Below are 23,713 nucleotides of genomic sequence, written 5' to 3' on the forward strand. Positions count from 1 at the left end.
ATCCCAGATACATTACATAATGCGAGTATTGCGGCAGCCTGCGTCGCTGATTGCTATAAAAGTACAATGCGAAAGATACTTTTGTTTAACTTCGCCATGCATACTGCGAATTGGTCCGATTTGTTTGTCCGGCTTCCCTCGCGAACTAGAGAATCCGCATGTCGGTTACACGTCGTACGCTGCTCACGGCCGGAAGCGTCGGCTTGCTGGTCGCGCAAGCTCGGGCGGCCAATACTCCAGGACAGCAGGCGGAGATCGCTCCCGTCGTCGGCGACAATGCGCTGCGCATTGCAATGCCGGCCTTTGCCTCCGATCCATTCTTCCCGGCCGATGGATCGGGGAACAGCGGCATAGACATGGAACTGGCCCGCGGCATAGCAGCGGAGCTCGGCGTCGAGCCGGTGTTCGACCGATCCGCCGCAACGTTCGACGGCATGGTGAAACAGCTGACTTCCGGCCAGGCGGACATAGCCATCGGCAAGCTCAGCCGAACCCTTCGCCGTGGCCGCTCAATCCTCTATTCCCGGCCCTATGCCATGCTGCACCAAGGCCTCATCGCCAATCGCCTCAACCTGGCGCGCATCGCGCAAGGCAAACCACCCGAGCAGATCATCCGCGATTTCTCGGGCGATCTCGGCGTGATCGAGGGCTCTTCATTCGCAACCTATGCCGCGACGACCTTCCCGCATGCACAAGTTCATCGTTTTGCAGGCTGGGACATGGTTGTCGATGCGATCCGCGATGGGACGATCGACATGGCGTATCGCGACGATTTCGAGATCAAGAAGCTGATGGTCGACGATCCGTCGATGACGGTCGCCGCGCGCTCGATCACGCTGACCGACAAGGTAGACACGATCGCAATCGGTGTGCGACCGGACAATCCGCATCTCGCGGCGTTTATCGACCTTTACCTCGATCTCGCGCGCGGTCAGCAGGTTCTCAACACTGACGAGATCATCGCGCGCTACCGGTTGGGGAGCAAAGCCTGACGATGGCTGTCACGGAAGCAGCCGGACCCTTGGCTTTCGATTGGCGCCTGGCGGCGAGGCGCATATTGCGCTCGCCCGCGACGACGATTGCGATGATCGGGGCGGGAATCCTTTGCGGCCTCTATTATCCAGCATTTGCCCATGCGATCAGCCCGGTGGCGCAGCTCTACCTGAATTTCCTCAAGATGGTCGTCCTGCCCTACCTGGTCTCGTCGGTCATCTTCTCGATCATGTCGATGGTTCAGGATCCCAACTCGGTCCGTTACCTTGGCCGGGTGGGTATGGCGGTGCTGGTCGTGTCGTTCCTGAGCGTATTGGTGAGTGGCACCTACTCGCTTGTCCTTCAGCCGGGCCAGATCGAGAATCCTCAATCGCGCATCGAGCTTGGCGAGTTCATCAATTCGCAGGGCAGTGTATCCACCGATCTCGCATTCCCCTACCAACCACCACCCAATGAGGGATCCGACACCGGGCATTCGATACTGCTCGATCTTGTACCGAACAACGTCTTCAGCGCGCTGGCCTCCGGTCAAACCATCCAGGTCCTGCTGTTCTGCCTGCTTTTCGGGCTCGCGATGGGCAAGATTCCCCAGCCTTCGTCCATGAGCCTGTCTCAGGCGCTGAACGCGGTTTACCGGGCCTGCACGGTCCTTACCAACTGGTTCATCTGGGGATTGCCGTTTGCAACCTTCATCCTGATCGCGGATCAGACCGCGTCGACCGGAACCAAGCCGCTCACGCTGATGGGCGGTTATCTGCTGGTGATGGGTCTTTCCTGCCTCACATTCATCGCCGGCGCATTTGGCGTTATCGCCATCCGCTCTCGGCGAAGCTACTGGGCCACGATCAAGACCTGTCAGCCCCTTCTCATGGTCGCCATCACCACGCGCTCTACCGTCGCCTCGCTTCCGTGGGTCATAAACCTGCTGAGCGAGCGTCTGCGGTTCAGCCTCGTGGTCGTCGAACTGCTCGTGCCGCTGCAGGCGGCATTGCTGCGGACAGGCCCGGCGCTGCTTTACACGTCTGGTGTTCTTTTCATCGCTCAGCTCTACGGCCGTCCGCTGGCAATCCCCGACCTCCTGCTCGTCGGCATCACCTCGGCGCTTCTCGCGCTCACGACCGGCGGCATGGGCAGCCTGCTCATCCTGTCCCAGATGTCGATCGTCTGTGGCTACCTGAAGATTCCCTTCGAGGCGGCGTTCGCCCTGTTCGTCGCGGTCGACGCGGCCGTCGACACGTTCATGACGCTGTCTAGCGTCTGCACCGTTGCGGCGAGCACCGCAATGATCGCGCCCAGCCACAGGGAGACAACGCAGTCTGTCGAAGCGGCGTCGGAACAGCTCGAAGCCGAGCCCGCTCGATGATCGACCATGGCATCAGCCTCCAGCTCGGCGTCATTGGCGGCCTCGGGCCGTTGGCATCGGCTGACTTCTACTTCAAGCTGACCCGAATGACCCAGGCGTTCCGGGACAATGAGCATGTGCCCGCCGTCATCCTCAGCGTGCCACAGCTGCCTGACAGGACCGAGGCGATCCTTGCCGGCCATGACGGTGCGCTGGCGTCTTTGAAAGCCGCGGTCTCGACGCTCAATGCGCTCGGCGTTGCCTGTATCGCGATGCCGTGCAACACCGCCCATCATTGGTATGAGCAGTTGGCGGCGAGCTCGCAGGCGCGGATCATCCATATCGCCGACGCGGTCGTAGCTGAAACCCATCGTAGCCTGGGCCGAGGCAAGGTTACGATCCTCGCCACGCAGGGCACGCTGGTCTCCGGCTTCTATCGGGACAGGATGTCGGCGGCGGGATTTGAGCTCTGCTTTCCCGCCGTCACGGAATTCCAGGGTCGCGTCGATAGAGCGATCGGCCTGGTCAAGGGTGGTTCGATCGCGGAGGCGGCGAGCGAAACCGAGCGCGCGCTTGAAATCGCGCGATCGGCCGGCGCCGATACGGCCGTTCTCGGCTGCACCGAACTGTCGGTGGTGGCCGCCAGCCTCAACCCTACGAACGGATTGGTCGTCATCGACAGCAATGCAGCCCTGGCGCGAGCCTGTTTGACACGGTTGGGCTTCGCCGCGCAGGACGTTCCGCGACCTCGGCCGGTGTTCTCATCCCGTAAAGAGCTGGAGCGGTTCGGCGGTTCTATCCAACACTGAACCGCTCCGGGAACTGGTCGTTTAGCCGAATTTCGGATCGAGGCTGCCCGCTTTGTAACGCTTGGCCATTTCCGAGACCGGCAGCGGCTTGATCTTCGGCGCGTTGCCGGCGGTGCCGAACTGCTCGAAACGCTCCTTGCACAGCTTCCTCATCGCCGCCATCGCCGGCGTCAGATATTTGCGCGGGTCGAATTCCGAGGGATTTTCCGTCAGCACCTTGCGGATCGCGCCGGTCAGCGCCATGCGGTTGTCGGTGTCGATGTTGATCTTGCGCACGCCATGCTTGATGCCGCGCTGGATCTCTTCCACCGGCACGCCCCAGGTCGGCTTCATCTGCCCGCCATATTTGTTGATGATCTCCTGCAGATCCTCTGGCACCGAGGACGAACCATGCATGACCAGGTGCATGTTCGGCAGGCGGCGGTGGATTTCCTCGATGACGTTCATCGCCAGCACCGCGCCATCCGGCTTGCGCGAGAATTTATAGGCGCCGTGGCTGGTGCCCATTGCAACCGCCAGCGCGTCGACATGGGTGTCGCGCACGAACTGCTCGGCCTGCACCGGATCGGTGAGCAATTGGTCGTGGCTGATCGCGCCTTCGACGCCGTGGCCGTCCTCCTGCTCGCCGCCGCCGCTCTCCAGCGAGCCCAGCACGCCGATCTCGCCCTCGACCGAAACGCCGCCCCAATGCGCCATGTCGACGACGCGCTTGGTGATGCCCGAATTATAGGCGTAGTCGGCCGGCGACTTGCCGTCCTCCTTGAGTGATCCATCCATCATTACCGAGGTGAAACCATGCTGGATCGCGGTGACGCAGGTGGCCTCGTTGTTGCCGTGGTCGAGGTGCATGCAGACCGGGATGTCGGGATGGATCTCGACCAGCGCATCGATCAGCTTGGCCAGCACCACGTCATTGGCATAGGCACGCGCACCGCGGCTTGCCTGCAGGATGACCGGCGACTTGGTCTCCTCCGCAGCCTCCATGATGGCGAGGCCCTGTTCCATATTGTTCATGTTGAAGGCCGGCACGCCATAGCCGTATTCGGCGGCGTGATCGAGCAATTGTCTCAGTGTGATGCGAGCCAACGAATAGTCTCCCGTATCTGGTTTCGAACCTGTGGTTGCAGGCTGTCCGCGCATCGTCCAGCCCACCGATGCTTCTGGCCGGATTTCCGTGCAACCGCAACCGTCAGACACCGTCCCGGCAGCAATTCTTGTTACAGGGCCGTGATGAAAGCCACGGGAATATCCCAGGAAAACATCTCATTATCACAAAAATCATGATAGTTTCAGGAAGAAATATGTTATCTTATCGAGGAGCCAGCGTCGGTTGGCGGACATCGGTAGCAATGAAGAGCGATAGCAGGCGTCAAGGCATCATGGACTTTCTGATGGACGTCGGCGCGGCGAGCGTCGACGATCTTGCCTCACGCTTTGGCATCTCCAGGATGACGGTGCATCGTGACCTCGACGACCTTGAGGAGAGCGGTTTCCTGCGCAAGGTGCGTGGCGGGGCTTCGATCCAGCCGAGCGGTCTCTTCGAAAGCGATTTCCGTTACCGGCAAAAGCAGGCGACAGGGGAAAAGCAGCGTCTTGCGGCGGCCGCCGTGGCAATGATCGAACCCGGCCAGACTGTCATCATCGACGACGGCTCGACGGCTGGCGGCATCGCGCGGCATCTCGCCGATTTCAGGCCGCTGACGGTGATCTCCAACAATCTGGCCGTCATCCAGGACCTGGCCGGCGCCGGGGGCATCGACCTGATTGCGCTCGGAGGCCAGTACAGCAAGAAGTTCCACGGCTTCTTCGGCCTGCTCGCCGAGGCTTCGCTGAGATCGCTGCGCGCGGACGTCGCCTTCCTGTCGTCATCGGCTATCCACGGCGCCTCCGCTTTCCACCAGGACCAGGAGGTGGTGCAGATCAAGCGGCTGATGATGGAAGCAGCGACCCGCAAATATCTGCTGGTCGATCATGGCAAATTCGGCCGCACGGCGCTGCATTTCCTGACCGACCTCGAGGCCTTCGACGCCGTCTTCACCGGGCGCGAACCCGAGCCGGGAATTCGCGGCACGCTGGATGCAGCCGGCGTTTCGTTGACGGTGGTCGCCAACAAGGATTGAGGATCAAGGAGCGCAGGCGTGGTTTATTGGGTCGGTACAAGCTGGAAGATGAACAAGACGCTCGCCGAGGCGCTGGATTTCGCCGGGGCGTTAGTCGGCTTCGTGCCAGGCTTCGACGAGCGCATCCAGCCTTTCGTCATCCCGCCGTTCACGGCGGTGCGCGAGGTCAAGCAGGCGCTGTCGTCGACGCGGGTCAAGGTCGGTGCCCAGAACATGCACTGGGCCGATGCCGGGGCCTGGACCGGCGAGATCTCGCCGCTGATGCTGAGCGACTGCGGTCTCGACATGGTCGAACTCGGCCATAGCGAACGGCGCGAGCATTTCGGCGAGACCGATCGTACCGTCGGCCTGAAGACGGCGGCCGCCGTCAAGCACGGACTGATACCACTGATCTGCGTCGGCGAGACGCTGGCGGAGCGCGAAAACGGCAAGGCCGATGCGGTGTTGACCAGCCAGATCGAGGGTGCATTGCAGTTCCTCGAAGGCGAGGCGAAGGCGGCAAAAATCCTGTTTGCCTATGAGCCGGTCTGGGCGATCGGCGACAAGGGTATTCCGGCCAGCTCCGTCTATGCCGAAAAACAGCAGGCGCTGATCAAGAAAGTGGCCGGCGGCCTGCTGCCGTCCATCCCGCCGGTGCTCTATGGCGGCAGCGTCAATCCCGGCAACGCGGCCGAGCTGATCGGCCAGCCCAGCATCGATGGCCTCTTTATCGGCCGCTCGGCCTGGCAGGCGGAGGGCTACATCGACATCCTCAGGCGCGCCTCGGCGGCGATCTGAACAAACGAAATCTCATCCAAGAAAGGAGACGACCATGAAAATAGCCATTGGAGCCGACAGCGCCGGCAAGCCGCTGCTCGATGTCATCGCCGCGCATCTCGCGACAAAGTCCGGCCTCACCGTCAGCGACCTCAGCCAGGCCGGCTTTTATGCCGACCTGTCGCAAAAGCTCGCCCAGACGATCATCGATGGCGAGAACGACCGCGGCATCCTGTTCTGCGGCACCGGCATCGGCGTCTCGATCTCGGCCAACAAGGTGCCCGGCATCCGCGCCGCACTCACCCATGACACCTATTCCGCCGAGCGCGCCGCCAAATCCAACAACGCGCAGATCATCACCATGGGCGCCCGGGTCATCGGCCCGGAACTCGCCAAGGCGATCGTCGATACCTGGTTGGCCTCGGAGTTCGACGAGAAGGGACCGTCGGCCGGCAATGTTCAGGCGATCAACAAGCTCGATGAAGCGAAGCAGGCCTAAGCCAGGCTTTCGCGCAACGCCTCGATGACGGTCACGGCCGAGGCGGCGCCGGGGTCGATGTGGCCGAGCGAGCGTTCGCCGAGCCGCGAGGAGCGGCCCTTGGCGGCGATCATGTCCTTGGTCGCTTCGGCCCCCAGGCGCGCCGCGTCCACTGCCGCGTCGAGGCTTTCGGCAAGACCTTTTCCCGCCGCATTGCTGGCGCCGGCCGCTTCCGCCGCCGGCAACCAGGCGTCGATCATCGTCTTCTCGCCGATCTCGGCCTTGCCGCGATCGCGCATGCCTTGCGCCATCGCCTGGAACAGCGCGACGACATCCGCATCAGCTAGCGTGGTCTTGCCCTTGACGGCAGCGGCGGCGCGCATGAAGGCGGTGGCATAGAGCGGGCCAGACGACGCACCGACCGCGTTGAGGAACGATTTAGCCGCCATGTTGAGAAGCGCGGTCGGCTCGGTCGCCGCCAGGTCGAGTGGCGCCAGCGCGTCGCGCACTGCGTTGAAGCCGAGCGCCATGGCGATGCCGTGATCGGCGTCGCCGATGACGCCGTCGAGCTGGCAGAGCCGGTCCTTGTCGGCTTCGATCGCCACCGCGATCGCATCGAACATTCTCTTCAGGTCAGCGCTATCGATGCTCACGGATCACTCCTCAGCCGGCACGGAACATGGCGCAGTCGCACGGATGGTCGAGCATGGTCTGCAACTCGCCATCAAGATGGAACAGCGTCACCGAGGCGCCGGCCATTTCGAGCGACGTGCAGTAATTGCCGACCCAGGTCGCATGGATGGAAACGCCGATGTCGTCGAGACGCTGTTTGACACGACGGTTCATGATGTAGAGCTCCATCAACGGTGTCGAGCCCAGCGAATTGACCAGCACCGCAACCTTGTCGCCAGGCGAAGGCGCCATCTCGGCGAGGATCTTGTCCAGCATCTCGTCGGTGATCTCGTCGGCGGTCCCGAGCTTGCCGCGCGCGATGCCCGGCTCGCCATGGATGCCCATGCCGATCTCCATCTCGTCGGCGCCGATCTCGAAATTCGGCCGCCGGGTCTGCGGCAGCGAGCAGGGCGACAGCGCCACGCCCATGGTGAAGGTATGGTCGTTGGCCTTGCGCGCCATGCGCTCGCATTCATCGAAGGAGAGCATGCGGTCACAGGCCGCGCCGGCCGCCTTGAAGACGAAGAAATTGCCGGCGACGCCGCGACGCTTCTGCCGCTGGTCGCGCGGTGCCGAGGCGACATCGTCGGTGGTCAGCACCGTGCGCACCTCGATATCGTCCATGGCGGCCATTTCGGCCGCCATGTCGAAATTCATCACGTCCCCGGCATAGTTGCCGTACGTGAACAGGACGCCGGCGCCGCCGTTCGCCGCCTTGGCGCATTCAAGGATGGGATCGGGTGGCGGCGAGGCAAAGACATTGCCGATCGCCGCCGCGTCCGCCAGGCCCTTGCCGACAAAACCGAGAAAGGTCGGCTCATGGCCGGAGCCGCCGCCGACGACGAGCCCGACCTTGCCGGGACGCGGTCCGTTGCGGGCGATGATCGAGCGCGGGCTGCCGTCCGCGCTCCTGAGATGGCTGGGATGCGCGGCCAGAATCCCCTCTAGCATCTCGTCGACGGCACGGTTGCCGTCATTGATGATCTTCTTGGTCTGCACCGGCATCCTCCCGAACTCGGCATTTTCCCGAGATACTACAGGCTGTTACCGCGATTTCCACCCCGCTCTCGGCTGTTTCAGGCGGCGATGTGCCTTCGCGCCGCCAGAATCTGGAGGCATGCGCCGGCCGCTTCCTTGCCCTTTACCTGGAAGTGCTCGAGGAAGAAGCGGTGGTGCTCGGAGCTGTCGTGGTAATTGTGCGGCGTCAGTACCGCCGAAAGCACCGGCACGCCGGTCGTCAACTGCACATTCATCATGCCGTCGATGACCGCGCCGGCGACGAATTCGTGCCGGTAGATGCCGCCATTGACGACGAAGGCAGCGCCGAGGATCGCGGCGTAGCGACCCGTCTCGGCCAATGTCTTGGCGTGCAGCGGGATCTCGTAGGCGCCGGGCACGTCGAAGATTTCGACGGCAAAGCGGCCGTCGCCCAGTGCAGCAAGCTCCGCCTCGAAGGCAGCGACACACTGGTCGACGATATCCGCGTGCCAGCGCGCCCTGACAACGGCAACGCGGGTCGTTTCATAGTCTTTGTGGGAATGCTGATTCATGGGTCCATCCTTCCGTTTCGAACCAGAATCAGGACGCACGATACGAAAACCGGCCGCCGGGGCGGTCCGTCTTCCGTTTCGTTCTCTTCCATCCGGACTGTAACCGTCGGCTCCGGAATCACACCGGATCTGCTGACCCTTCCGGTTTTGCCGGAAAGCGCTCGCGGGCTTGGGTCCCGCGCATGACCCCGAAAACCGGACCGGTTTTCGGAAAGAAATCATGCGCAATCAGGAGTCCTTACCGCCGGTGGGGACTTTCACCCCGCCCTGAGAACATTAACGGCTTTGTATGGAAGGGCAGGGGCGCCGCTGTCAACCGCGCGCGGGCTGGTGGCCCATCACGTCCTGTGTGGCTGGCGCGTGCGCCAGGCGGCGGCCGAAGCCGCGACCAGCATCAGCAACGCCGCCACCATTGCCGATGCGGCAAAGCCGAAATCCGAATACAGCGGCCCGAAGCCGGTGGTGCCGACAAAGACCGCCAGATATGTCACCGCGCTGTTCAGGCCCATGACCGTGCCGCGCCGTGACGGATCGAGCGCCGACAGGCGCATCACCAGCATGTTCAGACCGAAATGATTGGCGAGACCCCAGGCCGCCACCATGGCGAGCATCATGCCATAGCTGTTGCTTGTCGCGGCGATCGCGACATAGACGATGGCGACGAGCAGGTAAGCGAAGGGCATGACGCGGCGAGCCCCCAGACGATCGATGATGCCGTCGAAGAGCGCCGCCGTGCCGAACCCGGCGCCATAGGCGAGTGCGGCCAGGCCGTTGGCGCTGACCGGCTGGCCCAGCCCGCTGTGCAGATGGTCGCCAAGATAGCCATAGACACCGTAGAAGGCGGTCATGAAAGCGCCGCAGGCGATCAGAAGCGGCACGATGCCGGGAATGCCGAGCGCCTCGAGCGGCGCTGGAGCCGGGCCGGCCTTTCTGACATCCGGGAGTGACGATGCGGTAAGGCTGCCAAGCGCCAGCGCCGCCAGCAGCGCCACGGCGGCAAAGACGGCCCGCCAGTGCACGAGATCGGCAAGCACCGCCGACAGCGAAACGCCGGCCACCATGCTCAGCGTCCATCCGGTCAGCACAACGCCGATCGTCCCGCTTTCCCGTCCAGGTGGGGCAATCGCCGCGGAGCTGGCATAGATTGCCGGCATGGCGACGCCGGCGGCGATGCCGGCGAGAAGCTGCGCGGCGACCAGCGCCGTCACCGTCGGCGCCACCGCGCTTGCGACAAGCGCCAACGTCAGCAACAGCAAGGCCGCCTGAAGCATCCGGCGCGCGCCGACCCGGTCGATGTAGCGTGCCAGGAACAGGGCGCTCGCCGAGGTGCCGAGGCCGAAGGCGGCGGCCGCCATCATAACGACAGGCACGCTGGTCGCTACACGGCCATGGCGGGAGCAATTGGACCCAGCACCAGGGAGTTCGAGCCGATGACGGCGATGCATCCGGTCAAGAGATAGGCCAGCGCCGGGATGGGCGGCCGGGCATTCGCACCCAAGGTTGCTGCTTGATCGCTGTTCGACATATATTCATAATGGCCGTATTTTATTCGGCTACAATCGGGAATTTCCACTATGGACGAAGAAACAAATGGCATTCCGCAGAACAGGCCGGCGCCCCGCGATCTCGACGCGATCGACAGAAAGATATTAGGCGTTCTCGTCGACGACGCCACGGTCAGCTATGCTGAGCTTGGCGATCGTGTCGGCCTCTCGCCGCCCGCCGCGCATGAGCGCGTCAAGCGCCTTCGGCGCAGCGGCGCCATTCGCGGCACGGCTGCCATCATCGACCCCAAGGCGGTCAAGAAGCCGCTGCTGGCATTCGTGCATATCGACACCAAGGGCTGGGGCAAGACGCCGGAGCTGATGGCGGTTTCGCAATATCCGGAGGTCGAGGAGATCCACACGGTTGCGGGCGACACCTGCATGCTGCTGAAGGTCCGCACGGAGGACACGCGGGCGCTCGAAGGCCTGCTGTCGCGCCTCTACGAGACACCCGGCGTCACCTCGACGCGCAGCTACGTGGTGCTGTCGACCTATCTCGAGCGGCCGGTGCAGCCCGGCGTCACGACGCAGTGGCCGGCGCCCAGGCACATGGCCGAGCCCCTGTACTAAGGCCTGATGCCGATAGCGAAGCGGTTTTCGGACGACGTCATGCTCTATCTCTTTGATTTGGAGCTGGACTGGTCGTCTCCGCCGAAAACGGCGCAAAACAAGCAATGATATGCTAATCTCCCGAGCCTCTAGGCAGAGGGCGGGTGATGGCAACGCTGGAAACGGACAAGGTATTCGCTGGCTCCATACCGGAAAACTACGACCGCTATATGGTGCCGTTGATTTTCGAGCCGTTCGCTGCGGATCTTGTAGCGCGAGCAGCGTCCCTGTCGCCCGCCGCGGTTTTGGAGACGGCCGCCGGCACCGGGGTCGTTACCCGAGCATTGGCGCCGAAATTGTCTCCCGGCGCAAGCTATACCGTAACCGACCTCAACCAGCCGATGCTCGACTACGCCGCTTCGCGACAACCTCCCGACGGTCGCATCACATGGCGTCGGGCGGACGCCTTGGCGCTGCCGTTTGAAGATGCGGCCTTCGACCTCGTCTGCTGTCAGTTCGGTGCGATGTTCTTTCCCGACCGGCCATCTGCCTACCGCGAAGCCAGGCGTGTCCTGAGGCCGGGCGGACATTTCCTGTTCAGCGTATGGGATCGCATCGAGGAGAACGTCTTTGCCGATGATGTGACGAATGCTCTCGCAAGGATCTTCCCCGACGATCCGCCGCGCTTTCTGGCACGCACGCCGCATGGCTACCACGACAAGGCAGTGATCCGTCGCGAGCTGGAGGAGGCTGGCTTTTCTCCTGTGATGATCGAGACGAGAGCCGAACAAAGCCGTGCATCCTCGCCGCGCCTTCCCGCCGTCGCTTATTGCCAGGGAACTGTGCTTCGCACCGAAATCGAGGCCCGGGAGGCAGGGAAGCTGCAAGCCGCGACCGACTACGCCGCATCCGCGATTGCAGACAGACATGGCAGCGGCGCGGTGGCCGCCAAAATTCAGGCCCACGTCATCATGGCAACGGCTTAGAGCAATTCCAGGAAAAGTGTGTACGGTTTCCCGGGAAAAGCGCGTAGCGCTTTCCCTATGGAATTGCGCAAAAACAAACATCTAGCTTCCCGACCGGATCGTCTCGAAATAGGCGTCGGTGCCGACCTGGCCGCCCTTGAGCGCGATTTCGAGTCCATCGATTGCGCCGCCGCCATGGGCGACACAGAGCGGTGATCCCGGCGATTGCGGCAACGGCATGCGCACGGTCAGCGCGTCGATGGCCAATTGTCCGAGCGCGTGACTGGAGGTGTCGCCGCCGGCGATCACCGCGCGCTTGAGTTTCTGTTCCACGATTAACCGGCGCAGGATTGTTCCCAGCGCTCGCCCGAGCGTGTTTCGCGCACCTTCGATCCGGTCGATCTCGGCGCCACGGTCGGCCTGTGGGCCAAGCGCGGTGTAGAGGATGACGCTGCGCCCCGCAGCCAGGCTTGCCAATCCGCTCGCGACGGCGCGCTCGATTGCCTCCTTGGCGCCCTCCGTGACCAGTTGCATGGCATCCATCTCGACGCCGTCGAAACCGTGGGCAAGGGCGTGGCGGATCTGCTTTTCGGTGGTCGGCGACACGCTGCCCGAGACCACCGCGAGGCGGTCTACCGGTCCCGGCGGCGCGAACGACGCCTGCCCGGAGGCAATGCCTTTGCCGGCCCATTCGGCAAGCAAGGCATATTCGACGCCCGAGGATCCGACGACGAAGCCATGGCCTTGGTCATGGATGCGCCAGATCTGTTCGCCGACGCGTCTCTGTGTCTGGCGGCTTTCGACATCAAACAGGATGACCGCCCTGTTTTGCACGGCCTGGTCGACCGTTTGCGCGAGATCGTCGGTCTGCAATGCAGCCAGGTCGACAAGGCCGGAGCTGAGACTGGTCTGGCGCGAGAGATGCACGAGCAGGTCTGCTTCGTTCATCGGCGTCACCGGATGCCTGCTCATCACCGGATGCCTGTCGATGCGGAAATACTCGCCGCGGAACGCCGCGAAAAGATTGCCGAAGGCCGTGTAGCGCTTGAGCTGCGGCGCGCCGACGACCATCGGCACGCTACTCTGGCCGAAGATGCGCCGGCCGATCTCGATGGCGCGGCCGATATTGCCGACCGTCGGGCTGGAATCGAAGGTCGAACAGATCTTGTAATGGCAGATCGCCGCTTCGAGGCTCTTCAGCCATTCGAAGGCGGGCGCCAGATTCTGCTCCATCCATTGCGGCGTTTCGCTTCGGCTGGTGCCGGCCAGTCCGACGGCGCGGCAATGGAAAAATCGCGCCAGCAGGCGCTCATCGGGCCGACGCATGAACAGCACCGTCGGCACGCCGCCGAGCTCGAGCGCCTCCATGACATCCGTCGAGCCGGTGAGGTCGTCGCCATAATAGCTCAGGAGCAGGTTCTGCATGGCTTCGCTCAGGCCGCCTTGCCGTCGCTGAATTTCTCGATCGAGCGTGCCAGCTCGGCATGGTTGCGCGCGAATTCGTCGAGGGCAATGCCCTCGACCGCGGCCTGCCACGCTTGCAGCACCGCGCGCACCCCGGCGCCGGGCCCGTCCGGGTGGCTGACGATGCCGCCGCCGCAGAGATAGAGGAGATCGACCGTGCGGCCGGTGCGCTCATAGGTCTCGGGCGCCTGGCCGCCCCATTGGCCGGAGCAGGCCACGGGCAGCGCGCAATCGTATGATGAAAACAGCGGCGTGGTCACCGCTTCGAAAGAGCGGATGAAAGAATCGTCCGGCTCCCAGTATTTCGAGCCGATACCGTTGATCTGGAACTGGTCGACGCCGAGCAGCCGCCAGAATTGCTGCCATACCTTGAAATCCATGCCGAGGCCGGGATGGCGGGTGAGAATGTCCCAGCCATTGCGGTGCGCATGCAGCGCCAGCCCGGAGCGCTTCCTGAGGAAAGCCATGCCGCCGAATCCGATGGAGTTGATGTTGACGACCGCGCAAGTGCCGCCGGCTTCCAGCACCAGATCGTGGTTGCGCATCATCTCGTCGGGATCGGCATGCGAGATGCCGAAGGCGTACATCACTTTCTTGCCGGTCTTTTGCTCGTGGTCGCGGATCAGCGGCATGATCGCCTTCACCCGCTCAGCGAGCGGCGAATAGGCCGGGCTCATCAGCTTCTCGTCGTCCTTGATGAAATCGACGCCGGCTTCGATCAGTTCGCCCACCATCGCGGCTGTCTCGTGCGGCCTGAGGCCAAGCGCCGGCTTGACGATGGTGCCGATGATGGGACGGCCCTCGACCCCGGTCAGCCTGCGGCTGCCGGCAACGCCGAATTGCGGGCCGGGATGGGCGCCCCGATATTGTTCCGGCAGCTTCATGTCGATGACCCGGATACCGGACAGGCCCCTGATCGAATAGGTGCCGCTGATGGCGATCGTCATCAGCGCCGACAGGTCGGTGCCGATGGCGTCGAACGGGAAGCCGATATCGACATCGGCGCGCCGGAAGGGGCCGTTCCCGGATCCGGGAAGCGACGGCTGCTCGGCATCGGGCAGGGGCCTGATCGCCAGCACACGAGCCGCCACACGCGCCTTTAATTCCTCGGTCTCGCCGGGCAGTGGGACGAAGGTGCCGGTCGACTGGTCGCTCGCGATCTTGGCCGCCAGCGCTTCGATGCTGCCAGAGGTTTCGATGCGATAGGTAAGCGTGATCATGGTCTGTCGGCCCGCTCGAAAAGGGTTCGAAAAAAGTTTTGTCGCGCAGGAAATCTGGTATAATGAGTACCTAAGTATTGCAAGCAATATCCCGACTTCGGCAAGAGGGCCGGCTTCGGCAATTCCGGGAAATGAGCGGCGTTTTTCGTTCGGAATGCCTGGAACAAACAGCTGGCGCGGCTTGGCGATTGCATGAAATCGCGGGACCGCTCCAGGCGCAGGCATTCCGGTAATCCTGCCTGGAATGCTAAACAGGAACCGGGCCAGGGAGTGATTCGTCACGATGAACCGTTCGGAGCCGATCGTCCGGCGCAAACTTTCCGACGAAGTCTTTGCAAGGCTGAAGCGGCTGATCACCAGCGGCGAGCTGCAGCCGGGCGACGACATGCCGTCCGAACGCGAGTTGATGGAGCGCTTCGAGGTCGGCCGGCCGGCGATCCGCGAGGCCATGCAGGCGCTGAGCAATATGGGACTGGTCGCCATCTCGCATGGCGAGCGCGCCAAGGTGCTGCAACTAACCGCCAAATCGATCATCAAGCAGGTCGACGGCGCGGCCAAGATCATCCTGTCTTCATCCAGGGACACGCTGGAGCACCTGAAGACGGCGCGCATCTTCTTCGAGCGCGGCATGGTCAGGGAAGCCGCGGAAAAGGCGACCGCCGAGGATGTGCAGCGGCTCAGGGCAACGGTGGCCGAGCAGCGCGCCGCGCGCGGTGATTCCGAAGCCTTCATCTCCGCCGACATGAAGTTCCACACCCAGATATCGGCGATATCGGGCAATCCGATCTATGTCGCCGTCAGCGAAGCCACGCTCGGCTGGCTGAAGGAATACCACACCGAGATGCTGATCTGGACCGGCAAGGAACAATACACGCTTACCGAGCATGAGGAGATCATCGACCGCATTGAGCACCGTGATGCCGACGGCGCCGAAAAGGCGATGATCAAGCATCTCGAACGCTCGCGTGCGTTCTATGTGATGAATTCCGATAAGTAGCTCTAGCCAACCCGGACAATGGCGTAGGGCGACATCGTAAGATGGCCCTGACCCAGTGCCGAAACATCAACAGGGACGTCGTTCGCCGTCAGGTTCGCCAGCCAGACGACAACGTCGCCCGAGGCGGCGCGACCGGCCAGCGCCGCAACACGCGTCTCGTCGCTTGTTTTCGCGGCAACATGCGCGAGCCCAGCCAGTTCGCAAAGCCCTTGGACGGCCCGGAAAATCGGCCGCGGCGATCCCTCGGCGACAGGTTCGCCGGATGCGGCCAGCACGCCGAATGGTCCGGTGATGCTGGACAGTGTCAGCATCTCCAGCCCGGCCGGCGCGACGCGCGCGGCATAGCCAATGGTCCAGGCGGCGGCAAACTGCGCGGCATGGCGGGGATCACGGTTCGCCATGGCAATGCGTTGGCCGGCAAAATTGTCCTTGGTCGCGCCGCCATAGGGGTTCTGTCGCATGGCAATGGTCGACGGGCCGATCCGGTAAGGCTTGTCGCCGAAGATCGCCCGGGTCGACCGGGTGATGAAGGGCAGCGCCTCCAGCGATTGCATGACGCTGAGATCGTCGGCGGCGTGAACGATCGGACAGGTGCAGTGCGTGACGAAATCGAGTTGGTCGGCGGGCACGCGCTTACGGTTGAGCTCGGTGAAATAGCTGAACATGCCGCCGCCGAGGCGGATCCCGGGAAAGGCGCGCCGCGCCGCGGCATAGATTTCTTCCAGCGGCGGGCATGCCGGCCAGGCGCTGCCCGGCGGCGTCGACTGGCGGTCGACCGAAGGCGAGACGGCAACCGCATCGAGCCGCAGGCCGACCCGGCGCACCATATCGGCGACATCGGAGAATTCGGCATCGAGGTCGCCCGTGCAGGCCACCACGCATTCGAGCGTGGTCGAGGCGGGATGCGCCGCGGCGAGCCGGGCATGGGCGTCCAGGCCGTGGCCGCGCGTCGGATCGAAGTGGAACAGGAGTTGCTGCGGACCGAGCCTTGCGAGCATCGGCAGTTCGGCCAGCGTTGCCTCTACGTCCTCGGGATAGACGATCACGCCGACATCGGGCAGCCTTGGCCCGGTCTCGCCGAGTTCGATGCGGACCGGTTCGGCACTCGCGGTCGCGGCGGGCATCCCGGCGCCGCCGGTGAGGCGCAGGCTCACCGTCTGGCGCAGCGGTTCGCCGGCCGGCAGCACATAGGGCCACGGCAAGGCCAGCGGCCGCACATAGGTCTTGTAGGAGGCGTCCGACCAGTTGCGCTGGTCCTCCATTTCGAAAGTATCGCCTTCCATCCTGCATTCGGCGCTGACGCCGGGACGCGCTGCATGGGTGATGGCACGCAGGTCCTTGAAGGGCTGCCATGGGTCGATCAGATCAGGCAGTTCCGTGTCCACCACACTGCCATCGGTGTGCTCCACCGTCACCGGGCTGCCGGCGAGGCCGGCGATCGGATGCAGGATGCAGAAGCCGCAGCGGTTGGTCTCGAAATCGCTCTCCGGCAGTGCGGCCACATCGAAGACCAGCCTGCCGTCGGCGGAGCCTTCGATCGTCGCGTGGAAGCGCAGGCTGCTGCCGCCCGGGCCGGTGCAATTCGCCTCATAGCTTACCGAGAAACGGTCGACCTTCTGGTCGATGGTCAGGTCCGTGAGCTCCGGCTCATAAGTGCCCCAGTCGCGGTCGCGTACGATATAGGCGATGGCGCGCAGCACTTCGGTGCCGGCATGCCGGATTGTGCGCAGATTGCCATTGACCAGCTCGGCACTCAGCGCGCCCGCCTGCAGCAGGATCGGTGCCGCTTCGGCCGCCCGTGTGCCGTAAAGATCGAACACGTCGGCCGTCATTGCAGCAAGGCTTCGATCTGCACCGGTTCGCGGCTCGCAGCACCCGCATAGGCGGCCTCGACCAGGGCGAATGTCTTCAGATTGTCGGCGCCCGAGGTCGCCGGCTCCTTGCCGCCGACAAGGCAGTCGACCCAGTGCCGCTGGATGGCCAGCACGCTTTCCTGGATGTTGTGCCATGGCCGCGAGGCCCAGGGCAGGAGCGGCGGCGAGACATCGCTCACTCTGGTTCCGCTCTTGCCGGTGACGGTCAGCCGGTAGCCCTGCGCCAGCCGGATCGTGCCGTCGACGCCGTCGAGTTCGATAAGTGTTTCCGGGAACGGCTCGGTGGCAAGCTTCGTCGCATAGCTGCAATCGACAACCGACGTGGCGCCGCCGGCATGATCCATGAGCATCGTCGCCACATCCTCGCCGGCGATGGCGGGGTTGATGCGTGTGGTCCGCGCGGTCAGGCTCGTGACGTCGCCGAGCAGGAAGCGGGCGATGTCGAGGATGTGGATGCCGAGGTCCTCGATGATGAAGCGTTTTCCGGTCGCCAGATAGGGCTGGCCGGAAAACACGTCATAGCCGGAGCGGAAGGAGATGCGGCCGAAGAACGGCGTGCCGATCTCGCCCTTGTCGAGCAGGGCGCGCACCGCCTGGATCGGCGACTGCCAGCGGAAGTTCTCATGCACCATAAGCGGCACGTCGGCCTTGGCACAGGCCGCGACCATCGCCTTGGCATCGCCAAGCGTCGGCGCGAACGGCTTCTGGCAGATGACGGGAACACCATGCGTGGCCGCCATCTCGACCAGCGGTCGATGGCTGCCGACAGTGGTGGCGATGTCGACGAAGTCGAGCGTCTCGGCGGTGAAAAGTTCCGCCGCATCGTTGTAGCGCCGCGCCACGCCGAACTGGTCGCCGACGATCCGCAACCGCTCCGGATCGCGGTCGCAGATGGCGACGATCGAGGCGCCCTCTATGTCGCGCCAGGCATGCATCTGGTTGACGGCGAAGAAGCCGCAACCGATCAGCGCTCCACGCAACTCCGCCATGCTCAGCCCGCCTTTGCCATCTGCATCAGGGTAACGCGCTGCTGCAGCCGGCGCTGCGCCTGGTCGACGACGACGGCGACGATGATGACGAGGCCCTTGATCACCATCTGCCAGAACGAGCTCACGCCCATCATCACCAGCCCGTCCGAAAGGATGCCGATGACGAAGGCGCCGACGATGGTGCCGCCGATCGTGCCGCGGCCGCCCGACATCGAAGTGCCGCCAAGCACCGCCGCGGCGATGGCGTTGAGCTCAAAGCTCTCGCCCGTCGCCGGATGCGAGGCCATCAGCTCCGACGAGATGATCAGCCCGACGATTGCCGCGCAGAAGCCGGAGAACATGTAGACGAACATCTTGACCATGTTGACGCGCACGCCCGAGATGCGCGCGGCGCGCTCATTGCCGCCGACGGCGAAGATGTGGCGGCCAAGCGGCGTGTAGCGGGCGAGATAGGCCGCCCCCAGCGCCACCACGATCAGGATCCAGATCGAGACCGGCAGGCCGAGCAGCCGGCCGGCCCCCAGGAAGCCGAAGCCGGTGGTGCCGAGTTCCGGCTTGCCGACGAGATTGGGGAAAGTGCGGCCGTCGGAGGAAAGCAGCGCGAAGCCGCGCGCCACATAGAGCACGCCGAGCGTGGCGATGAAGGGCGCGACGTTGAGCCTGGTGATCAGCAGCCCGTTGACGGCGCCGATCAGCATGCCGACCGCGAGCGTGATCAAGGCGATCTCGACGACATTGAAATAGATGGTGTAGCCGATCTGCAGGTCGATGCCGTTGAGCACGAGGTAGCCGGCCACCATGCCGCACAGGCCGACGATCGAGCCAACCGAAAGGTCGATGCCGCCGGTGATGATGACGAAGGTCATGCCCATGGCGAGAAAGGCATTGAGCGCCACGTGCTTGGCCATCAGGATCAGATTGGCGGCCGACAGGAAGTTCGGCGCGGCGATCGAGAAGAACACCAGCACAGCGATCAGCGCAATGAAGGTTCTGAGCTTCATCAGCGTCAGCAGCGCCGAGCCGCTGGAGGCGGAGGAAGCGGCAGCCTTGGCCGGAATGTCAGTCATCAGCGTTGCTCCCCATGTGCGGCCGGTCCGTGGCCCAGCGCCGACGCGGCGACGATCGCCGCCTCCGTCGCTTCGGCGCGGTCGAATATGCCGGTCAATCTGCCATTGCTCATCACCGCGATGCGGTCGGACAGCGCCATCACCTCGTCGAGGTCCGAGGTGGCGAACAGGATGCCCAGCCCGTCGCGCGAAAGCTTGCGCATGGTGCGGAAGACATCGGCCTTGGCGCCGACATCGATGCCGCGGCTGGGCTCGTCCATCAGAAGCACTTTCGGTCCGGTGAGCAGCGCCTTGCCGATCACCACCTTCTGTTGGTTGCCGCCCGACAGCGACGAGACCTCCTGCGCCGGGTCGGCGACCTTGATTGCGAGTTCCCGCACCATCTGCATCACGGCTTGCCGCTCGGCACCGCCGCGGATGTGAAACAGGCGCACGAAGCGCGACAGGCTCGCCATCGTCAGATTGCTGGCGACCGACAGGATCGACACCAGGCCCTCGCGCTGGCGGTCCTCTGGGATCAAGGCCAGCCCTCGCTGGATGCGGCGCGTCGTGTCGCGCTCCTTCACCTGCTTTCCGGCGATGAAGATCCTGCCGCTGGCATGGCCGTGACGGCCCATGATGCAGTCGAACAGCTCGCTGCGCCCCGCACCCATCAGCCCGTATATGCCGAGAATCTCGCCGGCGCGCAGCGACAGCGAGACGTGGTCGACCGCCAGCCCGCCGGTGACGCGTGGCAGGCAGATCTCCTCGGCGCGGAAGATTTCCGCGCCCGGCACATGGCCTTCGGCCTTGGCGAAGTCCTTGGCGTCCGAGCCGATCATCTGCCGCACGATCCACTGCGTATCGACGTTTTTCATCTGCTCCTGGCCGGTGATGCGGCCGTCGCGCAGCACGGTGATGTAGTCGCCGATGCGGATCAGTTCCTCCAGCCGGTGGGAGATGTAGACGATGGCGACGCCGCGCGCCTTGAGGTCGGCGATCACCTTGAACAGGATCTCGACTTCGGCGGCGCTCAGCGCCGAGGTCGGCTCGTCCATGATGAGGATCTTGGCGTCGAGCGAAACCGCCTTGGCGATCTCGACCAGTTGCTGCTGGCCGATGCGCAGATCCTCGACCAGCATGTCGGGCCGGATGCCGGCTTCCAGCCGCTCCAGGAATTCACCGGCCCGGCGCTCCTGTTCCTTGCGGTCGATCTTGCGGAAGCGGTTGGTGATCTCGCGCGTGGCGAAGATATTCTCGGCGACCGAAAGGTTGCCGAACAGGTTCAGCTCCTGGAACACCATGCCGATGCCGCGGTCGACCGCATCTCCCGACGACGAGAAAGAGACCTCTTCGCCTTCGAGCAGGATGCGCCCTACGGTCGGCTGCTCGACGCCGGCGATGATCTTCATCAGCGTCGACTTGCCGGCGCCGTTTTCCCCGACCAGCACGTTGACCGCGCCCTTGCGCACTTCGAAATTCGCCTGCTTGACCGCGACCGTGCCGGCATAGACTTTCGAGACATCCTCCAGCTTGAGGATGACGTCATGGCCATTGGCCTGGCTCATGGCTTCGGCCCGATCTCGGCCTCCGCCGGCGTCACCAGCGGCAGGTCCTGGCCGCCTTCGATCGTATAGGCGCCGAGCACCTTGGCGGTGCGGCCTTCCAGCGCCTCGCGCGGCAGCTTGGAGAGCACCGTCTTGGCCGCATGGGCGTTGAAAGCTTTGCCGAACTGGGCGAAGTCGATCTGGTTGGTGAAGTCGTTGAACTGGACGAAGTCGAGGCTGTCGCGCAGTGCCGTGCCGCGCATCGCCGGCCCGATCTGGACGCGCGCGTCCGCCTTGCCGTCACCCTCGACGTCGACGTCGATGGTGGCCGCGCGCGACTGCGTATTGGCGGCGACGATCTTGCCTTCGACGCGGACCGCGAAAGTCCATGGCGAATTCGCCTGCTTCTTCGGATTGCCGTATTTGGCGCCGGCCGCGGCCGGATCGGTCTTCGCCAGCGCATGGACCTCGGCGAACGGTCCAGCCTTCTGCTGCAGATAGGGAATGACTTTCGCCGCCCAGATGTCCTCGACCATCTTGTCGGAGTTGAAGGCGGAGGCATTGCCGTCGCCTTGCGCCGATGGCGTCGGAAGGATCTTGCAGGCGCTGAGCGCGATGCCGGCGGTCAGGGCAAGGATCGGCCAACTCGGCTTTTTCTGCATGGCGGTCAAGGGCATCCTGGTGAAAAGGAGCGAGGGACGAACCTCGGTTCGCCCCCCGCTGTTCGCGTTGCGCCGGCTCAGTTCTTGAGCGCGAAGGTTTCCAGCTTGGCGGCATTGTCGCCATTGATGAGCACGCAGTCCATCAGCTGCTTTTCCTTCTCGGGCGACTTCTTGTTCTTGATGAAGTCGTTGGCCTGTTCGACCGCCATCTGCGCCTGTGCGTAGGCAGGCTGCAGCACCGTCGCCTTGATGCCGCCCGAGGTGATGGAATCGCGCACGTCGTTCGATCCGTCGAAGCCGACGACGATGACGTCCTTGCGGCCGGCCGCGGCAAGCGCCGCATAGGCGCCCATCGCCATCGTGTCGTTGCCGGAGATGACGCCCTTGATGTCAGGATTGGCCTGCAGGATCGATTCCATCTTGGAATAGGCCTCGGTCTGGCTCCAATTGGCCGACTGCTGCGCGACCATCTTCAGGTCCGGATAGTCGTCGATGACGTCGTGATAGCCCTTGGAACGGATGCCGGCATTGGTGTCGGATTCCTTGCCGACCAGCTCCACGAAATTACCCTTCTCGCCCATCAGCTTGACGAATTCCTGCGCGCCGAGCTGGGCGCCCTGGTAGTTGTTGGAGACGATCTGAGCCACCGCGACGCCGGTGGCGTTGATCTCGCGGTCGATAAGGAAGGAGGGGACGCCGGCGTCCTTGGCCTTCTGCACGGCGGCGACGGTGGCGTCGGCACCGGCATTATCGAGGATGATCGCCTTCGCGCCTCGGCCGATCGCGGTGTCGATCAGCTCGGACTGCTTGTTGGCGTCGTCGTCATGGACCAGCACCAGCGCCTCGTAGCCCAATTCCTTGGCCTTGGCTTCGGCGCCGACGGCTTCCGCCTTGAAGAACGGATTGTCGTGCGATGGGGTGATGATGGCGATGAGATCCGCCGCGTAGGCGGGCATCGCCGTGCCGAGTGCCAGCACGCCTGCGAAGGCAGCAAGCGTCATTCTGCGTGTCAGTTTCATGAAGTCCTCCCGTTGAAACCCATGCCTCGATCGTTTCGAGGCCTCTATCTACGATTGAATTCGTCAGGCAGGGCCGGCAGCGCGCCGCCCGGATTTCAGAGCCGATCGCCGGCTGTCATCCGAACTGCTCCTCGCTCCGCTCCCGCCGTCCTCACTCGCATCAACTTCAAACTTCAACGAAGCATGACCGATCCGAGTCCGGGAACAGCTAAAGCTAACTGGTATAATGAGTCAACCACTAATTCAGGTGATCTGTATCTAAGCGGCGGCCCTCAGGTAATCCGCTGGATGCTGGCTGCGATCTCTTCCGGTTCGAAGACCCGCTTCCAGTCGTCGCGCATCAGCACCGGCTTGCCGAATTCGATGGCCTTGTTGCAGGCGTCGGAGAACACGCCTTTGGTTTCGCCGAAGATTACGGCGCCGAGCACATTCATGTGGCCGAGCAGGAAATCGAGGGCCGCCTGCTGGTCGACGCCCCGCGCCACGACCTCGTCGACAGCTTCCTTCATGACCACCAGCAGCGAGGCGCACACGGTCTCAGAAAGGCCGGGCTCGAGCAGCGCCATCTGCTCGACGGAAACGCGGTGCGAGCGCATCACCGGCGCCCAGATGATCTTGGCGATGGCCTCGCCCTTGGCGTAGTCCGCTTCCGGTCCCTGCATCAGTGCGCTGACCATGTGCTGCTTGGCCTTGACGCCGCCGAAATAATCCTTCTTGGCCGCCATGTCGGTTTCGTCGTTGAAGATCGGCGGATGGCAGGGGTGGGTGACGAAGTAGGTCAGGTCGGGACGATCAGGCAAATGGCCGGCAAACGGCGCCGCGGCATCGAGAACGATCACCATCGTGCCCGGCGCAAGCTTGCTTTCGATGCTTGCCGCGACCTTGCCGATATGGGTGTCCGGAACCGCCAGGATCACCACCTCGGCGCCTTCCAGCGCCTCGTCGGCACTGACCGTATCGAAGCCCAGCCCGGTCTTCAGCCGCTCGCGCCCGGCGTCGCTGACTTCGACATGGCGGATCGTATAGGGCGAGCCGCGGAAATTGGTCGAAAGGCGGTAACCCATTTTGCCGCCGGCACCGAACAGCGCGATCGTCGTCATCTAGCCTTGCTCCTAAA

22 protein-coding genes, 1 pseudogene and 1 riboswitch are annotated in these 23,713 nt (G+C 63.8%); of the genes and pseudogenes, 9 read left to right on the forward strand and 14 right to left on the reverse strand.

The genetic code is table 11. The features are described 5' to 3' along the window. Positions 1-158 precede the first annotated feature (158 nt). The 3 genes from FJ949_RS17675 to FJ949_RS17685 are packed head-to-tail and all read left to right on the forward strand — an operon-like array spanning position 159 to position 3,144. A complete protein-coding gene (locus tag FJ949_RS17675; protein ID WP_181168569.1) occupies positions 159-992 on the forward strand; it encodes a transporter substrate-binding domain-containing protein in 834 nt (277 codons plus the stop codon). 2 nt (positions 993-994) lie between these two features. Then, positions 995-2,356 (forward strand): cation:dicarboxylase symporter family transporter, encoded by a 1,362-nt coding sequence (locus FJ949_RS17680; RefSeq protein WP_140497773.1) that lies wholly within the window; start codon positions 995-997, stop codon positions 2,354-2,356. Then, entirely contained in the window at positions 2,353-3,144 is a 792-nt protein-coding gene (locus FJ949_RS17685) for an amino acid racemase (protein WP_140497775.1), read from the forward strand. The genes FJ949_RS17680 and FJ949_RS17685 overlap by 4 nt, the downstream gene beginning before the upstream one ends. 21 nt (positions 3,145-3,165) lie before the next feature. On the opposite strand, the gene fba is transcribed toward FJ949_RS17685, so the two are convergent. Continuing rightward, positions 3,166-4,230 (reverse strand): class II fructose-bisphosphate aldolase, encoded by a 1,065-nt coding sequence (fba, locus tag FJ949_RS17690; protein ID WP_140497777.1) that lies wholly within the window; start codon positions 4,228-4,230, stop codon positions 3,166-3,168. A 263-nt stretch (positions 4,231-4,493) separates the two neighbouring features. Between fba and FJ949_RS17695 the strand changes: the two genes are divergently transcribed. Genes FJ949_RS17695 through FJ949_RS17705 form a run of 3 tightly spaced genes read left to right on the forward strand, consistent with a single transcriptional unit; the run spans position 4,494 to position 6,519 of the window. Continuing rightward, complete coding sequence (locus FJ949_RS17695; RefSeq protein ID WP_140497779.1) at positions 4,494-5,264, forward strand: DeoR/GlpR family DNA-binding transcription regulator; 771 nt, start codon at positions 4,494-4,496, stop codon at positions 5,262-5,264. 18 nt (positions 5,265-5,282) lie between these two features. Beyond that, entirely contained in the window at positions 5,283-6,041 is a 759-nt protein-coding gene (locus FJ949_RS17700; protein ID WP_140497781.1) for a triose-phosphate isomerase, read from the forward strand. Positions 6,042-6,075: 34 nt separating this feature from the next. Continuing rightward, positions 6,076-6,519, forward strand: a complete 444-nt coding sequence (locus FJ949_RS17705; protein WP_140497783.1) for an RpiB/LacA/LacB family sugar-phosphate isomerase — start codon at positions 6,076-6,078, stop codon at positions 6,517-6,519. Here FJ949_RS17705 and dhaL read toward each other — a convergent pair. From dhaL to FJ949_RS17725, 4 genes and pseudogenes are all read right to left on the reverse strand, one after another. Further along, positions 6,516-7,151 (reverse strand): dihydroxyacetone kinase subunit DhaL, encoded by a 636-nt coding sequence (gene dhaL / locus FJ949_RS17710; RefSeq protein ID WP_181172064.1) that lies wholly within the window; start codon positions 7,149-7,151, stop codon positions 6,516-6,518. The genes FJ949_RS17705 and dhaL overlap by 4 nt on opposite strands. Before the next feature lie 10 nt (positions 7,152-7,161). Beyond that, positions 7,162-8,169, reverse strand: coding sequence for a dihydroxyacetone kinase subunit DhaK (locus tag FJ949_RS17715; RefSeq protein WP_140497785.1), 1,008 nt, complete (start codon positions 8,167-8,169; stop codon positions 7,162-7,164). Between the two features lie 77 nt (positions 8,170-8,246). Beyond that, positions 8,247-8,720 (reverse strand): 6,7-dimethyl-8-ribityllumazine synthase, encoded by a 474-nt coding sequence (locus FJ949_RS17720; protein ID WP_140497787.1) that lies wholly within the window; start codon positions 8,718-8,720, stop codon positions 8,247-8,249. A gap of 76 nt (positions 8,721-8,796) precedes the next feature. Beyond that, a riboswitch (FMN riboswitch) is annotated at positions 8,797-8,999 on the reverse strand. A gap of 59 nt (positions 9,000-9,058) precedes the next feature. Beyond that, a pseudogene (locus FJ949_RS17725) lies at positions 9,059-10,245 on the reverse strand (MFS transporter). Positions 10,246-10,294: 49 nt separating this feature from the next. On the opposite strand from FJ949_RS17725, the gene FJ949_RS17730 reads away from it, so the two are divergent. After that, positions 10,295-10,834, forward strand: a complete 540-nt coding sequence (locus FJ949_RS17730; RefSeq protein WP_140497789.1) for an Lrp/AsnC family transcriptional regulator — start codon at positions 10,295-10,297, stop codon at positions 10,832-10,834. Positions 10,835-10,980: 146 nt separating this feature from the next. Then, positions 10,981-11,799, forward strand: a complete 819-nt coding sequence (locus FJ949_RS17735; protein ID WP_140497791.1) for a methyltransferase domain-containing protein — start codon at positions 10,981-10,983, stop codon at positions 11,797-11,799. Between the two features lie 81 nt (positions 11,800-11,880). Here the strand turns inward: FJ949_RS17735 and FJ949_RS17740 are convergent, their stop codons facing one another. Both FJ949_RS17740 and oiaX read right to left on the reverse strand, forming a co-directional pair. After that, positions 11,881-13,203: a four-carbon acid sugar kinase family protein gene (locus FJ949_RS17740; protein WP_140497793.1), complete on the reverse strand. Its 1,323-nt coding sequence runs from the start codon at positions 13,201-13,203 to the stop codon at positions 11,881-11,883. 8 nt (positions 13,204-13,211) lie between these two features. Beyond that, the gene (oiaX, locus tag FJ949_RS17745) at positions 13,212-14,462 is read right to left on the reverse strand and encodes a 3-oxo-isoapionate-4-phosphate decarboxylase OiaX (protein ID WP_140497795.1); all 1,251 of its coding nucleotides are present in this window, start codon (positions 14,460-14,462) and stop codon (positions 13,212-13,214) included. A 283-nt stretch (positions 14,463-14,745) separates the two neighbouring features. Between oiaX and FJ949_RS17750 the strand changes: the two genes are divergently transcribed. Further along, positions 14,746-15,459 carry a transcriptional regulator NanR gene (locus FJ949_RS17750; protein ID WP_140497797.1) on the forward strand — a complete coding sequence of 238 codons (714 nt, stop codon included), beginning with the start codon at positions 14,746-14,748 and terminating at the stop codon, positions 15,457-15,459. Positions 15,460-15,461: 2 nt separating this feature from the next. Here the strand turns inward: FJ949_RS17750 and FJ949_RS17755 are convergent, their stop codons facing one another. The 7 genes from FJ949_RS17755 to FJ949_RS17785 form a co-directional block, all read right to left on the reverse strand. Then, positions 15,462-17,291 carry a hypothetical protein gene (locus tag FJ949_RS17755; RefSeq protein WP_140497799.1) on the reverse strand — a complete coding sequence of 610 codons (1,830 nt, stop codon included), beginning with the start codon at positions 17,289-17,291 and terminating at the stop codon, positions 15,462-15,464. Then, positions 17,288-18,322 carry a Gfo/Idh/MocA family oxidoreductase gene (locus FJ949_RS17760; protein WP_140497801.1) on the reverse strand — a complete coding sequence of 345 codons (1,035 nt, stop codon included), beginning with the start codon at positions 18,320-18,322 and terminating at the stop codon, positions 17,288-17,290. The genes FJ949_RS17755 and FJ949_RS17760 overlap by 4 nt, the downstream gene beginning before the upstream one ends. A 2-nt stretch (positions 18,323-18,324) precedes the next feature. After that, positions 18,325-19,389 carry an ABC transporter permease gene (locus FJ949_RS17765; RefSeq protein WP_140497803.1) on the reverse strand — a complete coding sequence of 355 codons (1,065 nt, stop codon included), beginning with the start codon at positions 19,387-19,389 and terminating at the stop codon, positions 18,325-18,327. Continuing rightward, a complete protein-coding gene (locus FJ949_RS17770; protein WP_140497805.1) occupies positions 19,389-20,936 on the reverse strand; it encodes a sugar ABC transporter ATP-binding protein in 1,548 nt (515 codons plus the stop codon). Before FJ949_RS17770 ends, FJ949_RS17765 begins: the two co-directional genes overlap by 1 nt. Next, on the reverse strand, positions 20,933-21,577 hold the full coding sequence (locus tag FJ949_RS17775) for a DUF2291 family protein (protein WP_140497807.1): 645 nt from the start codon (positions 21,575-21,577) through the stop codon (positions 20,933-20,935). Before FJ949_RS17775 ends, FJ949_RS17770 begins: the two co-directional genes overlap by 4 nt. A 77-nt stretch (positions 21,578-21,654) precedes the next feature. Further along, a complete protein-coding gene (locus FJ949_RS17780; protein WP_140497809.1) occupies positions 21,655-22,596 on the reverse strand; it encodes a D-ribose ABC transporter substrate-binding protein in 942 nt (313 codons plus the stop codon). A gap of 272 nt (positions 22,597-22,868) precedes the next feature. Then, a complete protein-coding gene (locus tag FJ949_RS17785; protein ID WP_140497811.1) occupies positions 22,869-23,696 on the reverse strand; it encodes a phosphogluconate dehydrogenase C-terminal domain-containing protein in 828 nt (275 codons plus the stop codon). Positions 23,697-23,713: the final 17 nt, after the last annotated feature.

This window comes from Mesorhizobium sp. B2-4-1 (genome assembly GCF_006442185.1).
Lineage (GTDB): Bacteria > Pseudomonadota > Alphaproteobacteria > Rhizobiales > Rhizobiaceae > Mesorhizobium.

What these genes read in the sequence shown, in the direction of transcription:
- FJ949_RS17685 (WP_140497775.1), top strand. Translation starts at nt 2,353, where the DNA reads ATGATCGACCATGGCATCAGCCTCCAGCTCGGCGTCATTGGCGGCCTC.
- oiaX (WP_140497795.1), bottom strand. Translation starts at nt 14,462, where the DNA reads ATGATCACGCTTACCTATCGCATCGAAACCTCTGGCAGCATCGAAGCG.
- FJ949_RS17785 (WP_140497811.1), bottom strand. Translation starts at nt 23,696, where the DNA reads ATGACGACGATCGCGCTGTTCGGTGCCGGCGGCAAAATGGGTTACCGC.
- FJ949_RS17770 (WP_140497805.1), bottom strand. Translation starts at nt 20,936, where the DNA reads ATGAGCCAGGCCAATGGCCATGACGTCATCCTCAAGCTGGAGGATGTC.
- FJ949_RS17755 (WP_140497799.1), bottom strand. Translation starts at nt 17,291, where the DNA reads ATGACGGCCGACGTGTTCGATCTTTACGGCACACGGGCGGCCGAAGCG.
- FJ949_RS17775 (WP_140497807.1), bottom strand. Translation starts at nt 21,577, where the DNA reads ATGCAGAAAAAGCCGAGTTGGCCGATCCTTGCCCTGACCGCCGGCATC.
- FJ949_RS17750 (WP_140497797.1), top strand. Translation starts at nt 14,746, where the DNA reads ATGAACCGTTCGGAGCCGATCGTCCGGCGCAAACTTTCCGACGAAGTC.
- FJ949_RS17680 (WP_140497773.1), top strand. Translation starts at nt 995, where the DNA reads ATGGCTGTCACGGAAGCAGCCGGACCCTTGGCTTTCGATTGGCGCCTG.
- FJ949_RS17720 (WP_140497787.1), bottom strand. Translation starts at nt 8,720, where the DNA reads ATGAATCAGCATTCCCACAAAGACTATGAAACGACCCGCGTTGCCGTT.
- FJ949_RS17780 (WP_140497809.1), bottom strand. Translation starts at nt 22,596, where the DNA reads ATGAAACTGACACGCAGAATGACGCTTGCTGCCTTCGCAGGCGTGCTG.
- FJ949_RS17740 (WP_140497793.1), bottom strand. Translation starts at nt 13,203, where the DNA reads ATGCAGAACCTGCTCCTGAGCTATTATGGCGACGACCTCACCGGCTCG.
- FJ949_RS17705 (WP_140497783.1), top strand. Translation starts at nt 6,076, where the DNA reads ATGAAAATAGCCATTGGAGCCGACAGCGCCGGCAAGCCGCTGCTCGAT.
- FJ949_RS17760 (WP_140497801.1), bottom strand. Translation starts at nt 18,322, where the DNA reads ATGGCGGAGTTGCGTGGAGCGCTGATCGGTTGCGGCTTCTTCGCCGTC.
- FJ949_RS17735 (WP_140497791.1), top strand. Translation starts at nt 10,981, where the DNA reads ATGGCAACGCTGGAAACGGACAAGGTATTCGCTGGCTCCATACCGGAA.
- FJ949_RS17675 (WP_181168569.1), top strand. Translation starts at nt 159, where the DNA reads ATGTCGGTTACACGTCGTACGCTGCTCACGGCCGGAAGCGTCGGCTTG.
- FJ949_RS17730 (WP_140497789.1), top strand. Translation starts at nt 10,295, where the DNA reads ATGGACGAAGAAACAAATGGCATTCCGCAGAACAGGCCGGCGCCCCGC.
- FJ949_RS17765 (WP_140497803.1), bottom strand. Translation starts at nt 19,389, where the DNA reads ATGACTGACATTCCGGCCAAGGCTGCCGCTTCCTCCGCCTCCAGCGGC.
- FJ949_RS17695 (WP_140497779.1), top strand. Translation starts at nt 4,494, where the DNA reads ATGAAGAGCGATAGCAGGCGTCAAGGCATCATGGACTTTCTGATGGAC.